Annotated in this window: 15 protein-coding genes; 5 read left to right on the top strand and 10 right to left on the bottom strand. The window is 60.2% G+C overall.

Going from position 1 to position 10,862, the window contains the following annotated elements:
* Positions 1-28: 28 nt before the first annotated feature.
* Complete coding sequence (locus AC19YX_RS31620) at positions 29-571, top strand: sterol desaturase family protein (RefSeq protein WP_421546727.1); 543 nt, start codon at positions 29-31, stop codon at positions 569-571.
* A 42-nt stretch (positions 572-613) separates the two neighbouring features.
* Here the strand turns inward: AC19YX_RS31620 and AC19YX_RS31615 are convergent, their stop codons facing one another.
* Complete coding sequence (locus tag AC19YX_RS31615) at positions 614-1,219, bottom strand: hypothetical protein (RefSeq protein ID WP_078473031.1); 606 nt, start codon at positions 1,217-1,219, stop codon at positions 614-616.
* A 232-nt stretch (positions 1,220-1,451) separates the two neighbouring features.
* Here AC19YX_RS31615 and AC19YX_RS31610 point away from each other — a divergent pair, with 232 nt between their 5' ends.
* Complete coding sequence (locus AC19YX_RS31610) at positions 1,452-1,916, top strand: VOC family protein (RefSeq protein ID WP_078473105.1); 465 nt, start codon at positions 1,452-1,454, stop codon at positions 1,914-1,916.
* A gap of 47 nt (positions 1,917-1,963) precedes the next feature.
* On the opposite strand, the gene AC19YX_RS31605 is transcribed toward AC19YX_RS31610, so the two are convergent.
* From AC19YX_RS31605 to AC19YX_RS31575, 7 genes are all read right to left on the bottom strand, one after another.
* On the bottom strand, positions 1,964-2,227 hold the full coding sequence (locus tag AC19YX_RS31605) for a hypothetical protein (protein ID WP_500607798.1): 264 nt from the start codon (positions 2,225-2,227) through the stop codon (positions 1,964-1,966).
* Between the two features lie 258 nt (positions 2,228-2,485).
* Complete coding sequence (locus AC19YX_RS31600) at positions 2,486-3,034, bottom strand: DUF4303 domain-containing protein (RefSeq protein ID WP_161955771.1); 549 nt, start codon at positions 3,032-3,034, stop codon at positions 2,486-2,488.
* Between the two features lie 62 nt (positions 3,035-3,096).
* Complete coding sequence (locus AC19YX_RS31595) at positions 3,097-3,579, bottom strand: GNAT family N-acetyltransferase (RefSeq protein WP_078473028.1); 483 nt, start codon at positions 3,577-3,579, stop codon at positions 3,097-3,099.
* Between the two features lie 238 nt (positions 3,580-3,817).
* The gene (gene pcp / locus AC19YX_RS31590; RefSeq protein ID WP_500607823.1) at positions 3,818-4,465 is read right to left on the bottom strand and encodes a pyroglutamyl-peptidase I; all 648 of its coding nucleotides are present in this window, start codon (positions 4,463-4,465) and stop codon (positions 3,818-3,820) included.
* A gap of 7 nt (positions 4,466-4,472) precedes the next feature.
* Positions 4,473-5,423 (bottom strand): DUF979 domain-containing protein, encoded by a 951-nt coding sequence (locus AC19YX_RS31585; protein WP_078473027.1) that lies wholly within the window; start codon positions 5,421-5,423, stop codon positions 4,473-4,475.
* Positions 5,420-6,145, bottom strand: coding sequence for a DUF969 domain-containing protein (locus AC19YX_RS31580; protein WP_201131032.1), 726 nt, complete (start codon positions 6,143-6,145; stop codon positions 5,420-5,422). The genes AC19YX_RS31585 and AC19YX_RS31580 overlap by 4 nt, the downstream gene beginning before the upstream one ends.
* Before the next feature lie 387 nt (positions 6,146-6,532).
* Positions 6,533-7,009 carry a hypothetical protein gene (locus AC19YX_RS31575; protein ID WP_500607797.1) on the bottom strand — a complete coding sequence of 159 codons (477 nt, stop codon included), beginning with the start codon at positions 7,007-7,009 and terminating at the stop codon, positions 6,533-6,535.
* A 339-nt stretch (positions 7,010-7,348) separates the two neighbouring features.
* Here AC19YX_RS31575 and AC19YX_RS31570 point away from each other — a divergent pair, with 339 nt between their 5' ends.
* The 3 genes from AC19YX_RS31570 (at position 7,349) to AC19YX_RS31560 (ending at position 8,637) form a co-directional block, all read left to right on the top strand.
* Entirely contained in the window at positions 7,349-7,756 is a 408-nt protein-coding gene (locus tag AC19YX_RS31570; protein ID WP_242487524.1) for an MliC family protein, read from the top strand.
* A gap of 274 nt (positions 7,757-8,030) precedes the next feature.
* On the top strand, positions 8,031-8,189 hold the full coding sequence (locus AC19YX_RS31565) for a hypothetical protein (protein ID WP_178102991.1): 159 nt from the start codon (positions 8,031-8,033) through the stop codon (positions 8,187-8,189).
* A 127-nt stretch (positions 8,190-8,316) separates the two neighbouring features.
* Positions 8,317-8,637 (top strand): YbjQ family protein, encoded by a 321-nt coding sequence (locus AC19YX_RS31560; RefSeq protein WP_078473024.1) that lies wholly within the window; start codon positions 8,317-8,319, stop codon positions 8,635-8,637.
* An 11-nt stretch (positions 8,638-8,648) separates the two neighbouring features.
* Here the strand turns inward: AC19YX_RS31560 and AC19YX_RS31555 are convergent, their stop codons facing one another.
* Both AC19YX_RS31555 and AC19YX_RS31550 read right to left on the bottom strand, forming a co-directional pair.
* Positions 8,649-9,041, bottom strand: a complete 393-nt coding sequence (locus AC19YX_RS31555; RefSeq protein ID WP_078473023.1) for a VOC family protein — start codon at positions 9,039-9,041, stop codon at positions 8,649-8,651.
* 125 nt (positions 9,042-9,166) lie between these two features.
* On the bottom strand, positions 9,167-10,807 hold the full coding sequence (locus AC19YX_RS31550; RefSeq protein WP_500607796.1) for an ABC-F family ATP-binding cassette domain-containing protein: 1,641 nt from the start codon (positions 10,805-10,807) through the stop codon (positions 9,167-9,169).
* Positions 10,808-10,862 lie beyond the last annotated feature (55 nt).

Here is a 10,862-nt window from a genome sequence, read left to right as displayed (position 1 = left end):
CCGTCGGCTCTCACAAGGAATTTCGCGCATGGCTGCGTCCAATAAATGGCTGATGTCTTCGCTGGCTTATTACCTCGATTTTTTCACCGCGCCGTTGTTTGTCCTGCTGGCGCTGTACCTCGGGCCCTTTCATGTTGGCCAGGCGCTGGCCGGCCTGCTGGCCTGGTCGCTGGTCGAGTATTGGGTGCACCGCTCCCTGTTTCACTCGCTGTACCGCCGTGAACACTGGACGCACCATGTCGACGTCCTGGCTTACATCGGGGTGTCCAGCTGGAAAACCAGTTCGGTGTACGCGCTGCTCTTGCTGCTTGCGTGGTGGACGGACCTGACGTCAGTGTTTGCCGGGGTGGTGGTGGGTTACTTCTGCTACATCTCGTTGCATTACGTGATGCACCGTCCGGAGCATTGGGCCTACCGCTTTATTTCCGGGTTGGTGGCCAACCACGACCTGCATCATCGCAAGGGCATCGAGAAAAACTTCGGCGTGTCCTCGCCGCTCTGGGACCACGTGTTCCGCACCTATATACAGCTCGATGCGCTGCCATCCGACGGGGAGCGCACGCAGCCTTGAACGTCGTCCCCGTTGTGCCGGCCTATCAGGAATGATGGGCCGTCAGCAGTTGAACACTGGCGCGTAGCGTTCTTCGCGCTTCTTGAAGTGGATGGGCGCCATGGGGACTTTCTCGCCGTTGATGAAAAGGTCGGGGAAGGTGAGGGTGAAGTCGTCCATGTCGCCTTTGCCCAGGGGCGTTCCTTTCCACCCGCTGTGAAATTGTTCTCGCGGATCAAAGCCGGTTTTCAGCTGTTCGATACTGACTTGATAGCGCTGCCCGGTCGCCAGCGTCACCGTGACTTGCGGCGATGCAGCGCTGATCCACAGTGCTGGCGGGGTCTGTCTGTAGGCCGCTCTGCGTTGCTCCGGGGTGTTGAGGTTGCGCAGGTAGGGAGGCGTGTACAGGCGACCAAACAGGCGCAGTTCAGTGTCCGTCGAACGTTGGTTGCCTGGCCAGCTTGAGGTTCCTGGCGGCGCCACATAAACCAATAGGTGCACCCAATTGAGCTCTTCCGATAACGGGGCAAAGCTCATCGCTGCCTTGGGTCCGGGGCAGGTGCGTGACAGCAGCGCGTTTTCGCCCAGGGGCGATTCCGGATGTAAATAAGGCCCCGTGCTGCATCCGGCAAGCAGTGCAAGCAGCGGATACAGGATGTACTTCTTCATAAGGGCAACTCCATTTGCTGTAGGGCGACGTTGCTTTGGAACGTGCGGGATTATTGCACGTGTCGGCGACAGCGTTATCTCTATAAGTACGGCTCCAGGTGGGCTGGCCCCAAGCATTTTCGAGGGTTGAGGAACGCCTGCCAGGCCGCAATCAGTGATAGGTTTGAGCACTTTGGTCAGTGGCGCCGGGCTGAAGACCGATGAATCCCATTTCAGGAAAAGGGTGAGGCCGTTGAAATTAAAATTCAGCCACGTGGATGTTCTGGTCAAGGATCTTGAGGAAGCCTGCCGGTATTACGCTCGAGTCTTTAGCGCAAGGATTTCAAAGACGCTCGACTGGCAGCGTGGCGACCTGCACGTGCGTTTTGCGATTGTGATGTTTGGAACGGAGCGCCTTATGCTCGTGCAGCCGTTTACCGGCAATCTCAAGGTGCTGATGGACGCTAACGGCGAAGGCATGATCTACCGCCATTGTTATTCCACGCCGGACATTGAGGCAGCCTACGACGAGTTAGTCGAGGAGGGTGTCCAGCCGGAAGATGAAAACGGCAATCCGCTGTCTCGCGATAATCTGCAATCACCCAGTGGCACACGCATCATCTGGTTGCCGAAACGCTTTGGGCATTTTTCCATTGAGCTGCTTGAGGAAAAGGAACTGGAGGCTTTTATCAAGGACGCGTTTGCCGAGGAGGCATGAGGCCCAACCGCCTCCTCATGCCCGTCCAGGGGGCTCCAGGTGCCGTGTTATGCCATCGTGATCAGCATTATGGTCAGGTTCACCACGATGCCCAGGATCACCCAGCCCGCAGCGATCAGGACCTCGTAGGGGTTGCGTGACGGTGCGACACTGGCGAGCAGTGCTCCAACCAGCACGCCAGGGAAGCTGAACAGGTAGAACAGCCATGCCATGGACTCGGTGGCCCAGCTGTCGAAAAGGTACAAGTACAGCGCCATCGTCAGCGCGACGCCACCGAGCACAGCCCGTGACGCCTTGAACAGCATGGCCATGGCACTGCCGCCTGCGGTAACCAATAACCTGCGAAGTTACTCCAGAAGTACGGACCTTGTGCGCTGATGCAGAGTGCAACGGCCAGGCCCAGCGCAACGCCGATGATGGTAATCGAGGGGCGAGAGGGTACTGGATTGGTGTTTTCTGCTGATCTCATTCCTTTGACCCAAGTGACTACCAAGTGACTAGGTAAGCCCTTACCTGTGTAAAACACGGGCGACTGCCTGAGGCTACAGCGTGCTGCCAGCCTCGAGGGTTTATTGCCTGGCCCAGGTGGCTTGCCAGGCCTTGTATTCCTCGACGGTGGCGGGCGAGTTCAGGCGGCTGAGATTGGCCAGTTCGACGGCGGGATCCGGGTCGTCATCCGACACGGCGAACACCAGCAGAAAGTCCTCGCCGAACCCGGAGAAAACCCCTTGGTTGCGCAAGTTCTCCAGGGCCTGGACGCAGGTCTGGTACAGCTGGTCGCGGAAGGCACCAAAGCCGGGGTCGTCCTCGATATCCAGGGCGCGTTCCCGCAGTCGGGTGCAGATCTGGCCGATTTCCTGGTCGGCGCCCTGGCCTTCGAAACGCCACTCTGCCGGTGAGAATTTGTAGTAGGCCTGGTCATCGGGGTTTTCGGCCTGATGACGCTGCTGGTGACTCCGGGTATTGCTGGCGATACAGGCGGTCATGGCCCCGCAATCGCTGTAGAGGGCGAAGCTGCACAGTGTTTCTTCAGGGTGGGCTTTGGCGATCTGGAGCAGCGCCAGCCTCGAGGCGGACTCAAGGTCAGCCTGCAATTGGGCAAAATCAAACTCACTCATGGGCGCGGATCTCCTTATGGGCGGCCAATAAAAAACGCCGCCCATGGTAATTCAAAGGTTGGTCAATGCTCGAACGAATGGCGCAATGTTTTGCTCATGGGGACGCAGTCCAAGGAGATACCGAGTGGCGACTCATAGGTCGCGATCTGCTCTCCCGCGTAGCCACAGTGTCGATAAAACGGCGCGGCGTTAAGCGTCGACTCCAGGCTTACCTGGTGCAGGTGCCTCTCCCGGGCAAGTTGCTCCAGGTGCGCCAGCATCTGCCGGCCTACACCCAGGCCCATGAACGTTGGCCTGATAAAAATGGCATCCACTTTGCCGCTCTGCAGATCGATCATCCCGGTGCCGACGATCTGCTGCTCAATACTTGCCAACTGGTAGTGGCGCTCGACCATGGCGGCATAGGCGGGGGACGGGCTGTCGCTGGTCCAGATACGGATCTGCTCGGGGCTATACACCCTTGAGCAGCCGGCTCTTATGGCCTCAACCCGGATGTCCCAGCAGGCCTGGGCATCCGCTTCCCTGGCGGGTCTGAATGTGAGCATGGCGTTTCTCCTTGACAGCCAGCAGGACCCGGAAACCAAAAGGCCCCGTCCATCGCTGGCGGGGCCTTTTGGTCATACGTCAACACCGCTGCGTATGCCCTCACGACCCGCCGAAGGCGGTCATGTACGGGCGCATCATGGCGGTGTGGCGAATGTTGTTCATCGGCGGATCCTGGCGATGTGCTGTCGAGAAGTCAATGTCGGCGCGAGGCGGTGACCCTCATCGCGCTGTGCGGAATCAGCAGACTTGGCCGCCGCTTTCTGCAATATCGGCCTGGGTGTTCCAGGCACTCAAGGCGGCGATTCGCAGGCCTTCGACCAGTGTTTCCAGAGCCAGTGAAGGTTGCCCGGGTGCACTGCGCGCAACCTGTTCGGGCAGGTAGGGCACGTGGATAAACCCGCTGCGGACCCCTGAACCGACCAGGGCGTGCTGCAGGCTGTAGAACACCCTGTTGCAGACGAAGGTGCCGGCGGTCTGCGACACCGCCGCAGGAATCCCGGCCTCGCGCAGCGCCTTGACTATGGCCTTGATCGGCAGCGTGCTGAAGTACGCCGCCGGGCCACCAGCCTCTACCGGGGTGTCTATCGGCTGATAGGCCAGGTTATCCGGGATACGCGCATCGTTGAGGTTGATCGCCACGCGCTCGATGGACAGTTCGCTGCGACCCGAGGCCAGCCCGGTGGCGATGACCATCTGCGGGCTGTGCTCGGCGAGCAGTTCATTCAAGCGCGTACCCGAGGTGACAAATGCACAGGGCAACTGGCGGGCGATGATTCGTACGCCATCACACAGGTCGGTGCCGTCCAGGCGGCGCACGGCCTCCCAGGATGGGTTGATGGTGTCTTGGTCGAAGGGTTCGAAACCCGTCAGCAGCACAGTACGCATCATTGCCTCACATCAGCAGGTAAAGAAGAACGATATTGACCAGCAGCATCATCAGCGCGGTCGGCAGTTGGGCCTTGATAACGGCGTTCTTGTCGGGCAGTTCGAGCAGGGCAGCCGGCACGATATTGAAGTTGGCCGCCATCGGCGTCATCAGCGTGCCGCAGTAGCCGGAGAACATGCCGATCGCCGCCATCACTGCGGGGTTGGCGCCGTACACGCCCACCAGTACCGGCACGCCGACACCGCCGGTCATGACCGGAAACGCAGCAAAACCGTTGCCCATGATCACCGTGAACAGCGCCATGCCCAGCACGTAGACCATCACCGCAACCAGACGGAAGTCCAGGTTGATATAGGTGGTGGCCACGTGAGCCACGGCATTGCCGACACCCGCGTCATTGAACAGCAGCCCGAGCATCGCCAGCATCTGCGGCAGGACCATGGTCCAGCCCAGCGCTTCGGTGAGACGCCGCGATTCGCGCAAGGCTTGCAACGGCGTGTCCCGGGTCAGCCAGCAGGCCAGCGCCAGGGCGATCAGGCAGCCCAGGCCCAGGGAGACAAAGGTTGTGTTTTTCGGGTCAAGCAGCGGTACGCCGCCAATCTCATAGTGTTTGAGCAGTACCGAGCCGATTACCGTGGTCAGCGGGATCGCCAGTGCGGGAATGAACAGCTTGTGCCCCAGGCGTCCGGCACTGGCTCGCGCCGCCTTGACATGCAACTCGGCGTGAGCGCCGCGGCCCACGCCACCCAGGCCGGCGATCAGCGCCATCAGCACCACGCCGGCGCCTACCACGACCGTGGGCAGGCGCTCGCCAATCAGGAAGACCATGGCGAACAACAGCCAGAACAGGCCGCTGGACCAACGTTTGGGATGGCTGCGGTCAACCAGGATCATGCCCGCGGTAATCAGCAGCAGCACCCCGGCCAGCCAGTACAGGTACTCAATGGAGATGATCATGCTGCGGTCTCCACTGGGGAGGCATGGCGGTCGGTGGCCGACAGTTTGCGGCTCAGCATGCGGTCGAATCGGTGCAGGCGTATCGCGTGAATGATGAAGGCGCAAATCGCGGTGGGAATGCCCCAGAAGGCGATATGCAGCGGCTCGACATCAATCCCCGAACCCAGCAGGAAGGTGTGCATCAGTGCGATCGCGCCGAAGGCAACAAAGATGTCCTCGCCAAAAAACAGTCCCACGTTATCGGTGGCAGCGCACATGGCCAGGACCTTGTGACGCAGCACTTGCGGCAGCGGGCCATAGCGTTTTTCCGCGGCGCCTTCCGCCATGGGGGCCAGTAACGGGCGCACCATTTGCGGGTGACCGCCAAGGCTGGTCAGGCCCATGGCGGCCGTGCTTTCACGAACAAACAGGTAAATGATCAGCAGGCGCCCGACGGTGGCCCGTTCGAAGCGTGCAATCCAGTTCTGCGCGTGCAGGCGCAAGCCATGGCGTTCAAGCAGGCCGATGACGGCCAGGGGCAATAGCAGGATCAGTTGCAGGGCACGGGTTTCCATGAAGCCGTCGCCCATGGCGGCGAGGATTTTCTCCAGGGAAAAGTCAGCGGCAACGCCCGTGGCAATCGCGGCGGCGGTCACCACCAGCAGCGGATTGAAGCGTAGGACAAAGCCGACCACGATGACGAGCACGCCTATCAGCGGCCATAAGTTCACAACAGTTTGCATGGAGTGGAGGTCCTTAGCAGCGTGCCGCGGCGCCAGAAAAGCCGGAAGTGAAGAAGACCAGCAGTCTGGTTCGCTTCCTGAGCTTGGCGGGCAGCCCGACTCGGTTTTTTATTATTTGACCTGGAAGGTCGAGCGTCAGTGGCCCGCATCATTGCGGCTCGGGGGGGAGGCGTCCAACAAATAAACTTGTTGCTGCACAACAAGAAAGTTTATGAGCGTGTGACGCCCGCAGAGGCGAGCTAAGGCGGGGAATGGCACGCAAGAAGAGGGCTAAACAAGCGCAGTTTCAGGTTTATTTGAAGCTCACGTTCAGCGCTGAAACAACGCTAACAGCCTGTTGGCACTGTCAGCGTTGAACGCGCACCGAGTATTCGGCGACGGAGGCTGTCACTCGACGCGGCATACCCAGCGATGGTTGTGGCGATAGGGCGCGCGGATAAAGTTCACATCGCAAACCAACACCAGGCCCTGGTGTTGAAGCGCTTCGGCGAGTTGGACAAGTGTCTCTGCTTCGATGGTCATGGCTCTTACCTCGTCAGATTGACTGTGCTTACTCTTCTTGACCTGGCCCCGTCTCACGAAATTCAAATTTTTTGCCCGCAAAGCGCCTGACACGTCTTTTTGCGACACCTCCCCGGGTGGGCATTTTGGACGCAGGAAGGAAAGAATCGGCAAATATCGGGCTGTTGGTGCGCGCACTTTTTTGGGGCGTTTTATACGGTGGGGCCTTGCATTTGCTGCCTTGGACAGAAGGCTGTTATTGCCATTGGTTTTATCGAACTTCAGCCACCGTTTCAGCCCCTTAAAAGTGCGCCAAAACAGGGAGATAATTAATCCCTGTAAACCGTACACCTTTAAAAACATGTGGTTATTTAAGGACTTAGGTGATTTTAATTCCGACGAAAGGCGTCAAATATCTTGTTACATCTGCTGCCGATAAGATAAGATTGCGTCGCGTTCACCTACCACGGTTTATGCATTTTTAATCCCAAGTTTCCATCAGCTACTTGGGATTTTTTTTGCCTGAAATTTAGTCGCAGCCACTGTTTCACCTTCACAATTGCGCACATTATTGGTTGTCCGAGTGAACAGGTTTTATCGGCCCGCACTGCAAACTTCCCCCACCGGCGCATGCCCTTCGGCATGAACTTAACCCTGCCTTGAACGTCCGATAGGGACGATCAATTTTCCAGGGTTCAGCCCATGCTTTCTCAACGTTTCAGGTTCGCTGCTTTGCTGGTGTTTCTGGCCTCGCCATTGTTGAGCCACGCAGCAACGGACGACCTCGATCAGGCCGATGACTCTCAAGAGCAGGGCGCTCAAAGTACGGTTGCTCGCTACCAGTGCGAAGGCGGAATGCGCATCGAGGCGGCTTATCTGAATCTGCCCAATGGCGACTCGTTCGCCACGCTTCAGTACAAAGGGCATCTGATTCCCATGCACATCAGCCAGTCCGGCTCCGGTGCGTTGTATGTGGCCGATGATGAACAGAACAGTTATCGCTGGCACACCAAGGGCGACCGCGGCATGTTGTCGTTTATGGCTGCCGACCACACTGCCGAGGAAGAATCCATCTTGAAGGACTGCAAGGAGCTGCCTGGTCTGGAATGAGGCGGGTCGAGGCATACGTCAGTCCGGACCTCGGTCTTTTGAACAGGCAAAAAAAAGCCCGCGGGAGAGCGGGCGAACGTAGTTTCTTGAATGAGCAGGCGGACTATAACCAGCGATGGCACCGGGCACAGTGAAAGAAAATTCATCTTTGCCTGATCCACGGCAAGGATGTGAGTCATTTCCTGGTCAAGGTGGCCTGCGGGGCCGGGGTATCCGCCGACAGATGTTCTACCCTGAACAAGGCTGGATCTGACCCTTTGCAGGAGAGCTGGGCATGACTAACGAGCATAAAAACCACCCTCAACAGCCGCAGGACCAGGACCTGGATCGGGACCTTGTCGAGCACGATGAGCCGCCGCCCCAGACCTGGAAGCACCCGGACGACGGCAAGAGTCTTTCGGAGCGCGATGAAGAGCGGCCCCTGAAGCCTTGAGACGTGCCCCGCCTAAGAGCGGGGCTTTTTTATTGCCCACCTTGCAGCGATGCCTCCGGGTGTCGATAGCTTTTTACGTGCGCCGCCGTATTCACGCTGGCGCGCAGGTTGGACCAGGGAGAACAGCATGATCTTGACCACCACCCACAGCATTGAAGGCCGGACGATTGCCGCCTACCTGGATATCGTCAGCGCCGAGTCGGTCCAGGGCATCAACGTCGTGCGCGATTTATCTGCCGGCCTGCGCGACTTCTTCGGCGGTCGTTCACAGACCCTGGAGCGTGCCCTGAAAGAGGCACGGGCCCAGGCCACCGAGGAAATCCGCCAGCGCGCCGAGGTGCTTCAGGCGGACGCGGTGGTTGGCCTTGATTACGAAATCAGCATGTCGTCAGGTCGTGGTCGGATGGTGGTGGTGTTTGTCACCGGCACCGCGGTCAAACTCAGATAGACGCCGCAGGTTCAGGGGTGGATCGGGGTACACAACTCCACCAGGGTCCCGTCCGGGCAGCGCAGGTAAGACACCGTCTGCCCCCAGGGCTTGGCGCTGGGAGCCGAGAGTTCGCTGGCGCCCTGGGCCAGGGCCTTGGCATGAGCCGCAGGGACATCGTCGGTGACCAGGCCCAGTTCGATACCCAGGGGCTGCGGCGAGGAGTGTGCGGCGACGTGACCGGTGGTGAAATTCATGGCCGCCAGTTCATGGGCGGCGAAGGCCAGGGTGGTGGCGCCGCTCTCCAGCTCGCCATAGGTGCCGGACTCATGCAGGAACCGGCGGCTGAAGCCGAAAGCCTGTTCAAAGAATGTCAACGAGGCAGCAACGTCGGGGACGTAGACGATGGTGTAACCGAATTTCATGGTTTAACAGTCCTTGTTGGTGATGGGCGGCGGAACATTATCATGTGGCCCGCCGTCGCACGGTATTTTGCTGTAAGGCCGTATGACTGAAACGTGGGCTGCAACCGTACGGCCGGGCAACGGATTCATGGCGTGACCTGGGTAAAGACCCAGCCCTGGATGGTCCATTGCAGTTGATGACTGGGCGCCAGGGCCGCCAGAAAATCCTCATCGTGGGACGCCACCACCATCGCCCCGGGAAAGCCCCTCAGCGCCGCTTCGAAGGCCTGTACCGATTCCAGATCCAGGTGGTTGGTGGGCTCGTCCAGCAGTAGGAGCCTGGCGGGAGTTGCGCTCCACAAGGCGACCGCCAGCGCCGCTTTCAAGCGTTCGCCGCCACTCAATTGGCCGCAAGGCTGGGTCACCCGCCGGGCATCGAGTTGCAGCTGTGCCAGGCGACTGCGCAGTTCGCCTTCGTTCAATGGCGTATCGAGCACACCCAGGTGCTGGATAATCGACCGCTCGGGGTCGAGCAGGGCCAGTTGCTGGTCGAGATAGGCTCCCTGAACCCCGACCCGGCACTCACCACTCAAGGGCTGAAGGTTGCCGGCGAGCATATTCAGCAGGGTCGATTTGCCGCAGCCATTGGGCCCGCGAAGGGCAATCCGCAACGGCCCGCTGGCGCTGCAGGTGACGTAGCTCGAAGGTGCATTGGCGGGCAGCCAGGGCAGTTGTGCGGCAGTCAGGCAGAACAGTTGCTGGCCGCCAGGCACTGCGGTTCCGGGCAGTGTGACTACAGTCGGGGTGTCTGGCAGCACCCGGGCGTAGGCCTGGCTGACCTGCTGGTCGAGCTCGGTTTTTTGCGCCTGATGGGCATGGCGCACGTGGCCCATGATGTCCTGCGCCGCACCTTTCATCTTGGCCCGCTCGAAGCGGGAAACATTAGCGGTATCGGCATTTTTGCGGGCGCCGGCGGCGTGGCGCAGGATGGTGTCGTGTTCGCGCCGCAGGCGTTTGCGCTGCCGGCTGCGTTCGGTTCGTGCCTGCTCGAGGGCGGCCTGGGCTGCGTCACTCTCGGTCAGCCGCTGTTGCTGGAACACGGCATAGTTGCCGCCATAGACCCGGGCACCCTGGGGCGTCAGCTCGACGATGCGCTGCATGTGGGCCAGCAGGTGGCGGTCGTGGCTGATCACGATCAGGCCGCCACGCCACTGTTGCAGTTGTGCCAGCAGCCAGCGCCGACCCTGGGCATCGAGGTGGTTGGTCGGCTCGTCCAGCACCAGCAGATCGGCCCCGCTCAGCAGGGCGCCGATCATGGCGACGCGGGCCAACTGGCCACCGCTGAGGTGGGCCGCCGCCGTGCCTGGCCCGATATCAACGAGGTCGGCAGCGTCCAGCTGGCGCCGCAGGCGTTCGGCCAGATCCCAGCGTTCATCCAGTTGCTCCAGGTCCTCAAGCGAGGCGTTGCCAGCGCCCAATCGATCAAGGGCGTCCAGAGCCTGAGCCAGACCTGCGACCTGGGCGACGCTGTGGCAGGGCGCGGTGTCCTGTTGCTGGGCGAGGTATTTCACCCGGGCGCTGCGATGGATGCTGCCGATGGCAGGGGCGAGTTCGCCGGCAATCAAGCGTGCAAGCACGGATTTGCCCACGCCGTTGCGCCCGACCAGGCCGGTAGGCTGGTGGTCGAAACTGAGGTCGAGGGCTTCGAACAGGGGTTGGCCATTGGCCAATTGAAAACTCAGCTGGTGCAAAGAGACCAGCGCAGGCAGCCGTGTGACGTGAGTCATCAGCACCTCCAGAAAATGTCGAAAAAAGCCAACAAGCGCCAGAGCGGCTTGTTGC

The organism is Pseudomonas sp. MF09150, from assembly GCF_059862355.1.
The sequence above is the reverse complement of the archived record's forward strand: the minus strand, read 5'-3'. Positions and strand labels throughout refer to the sequence as shown.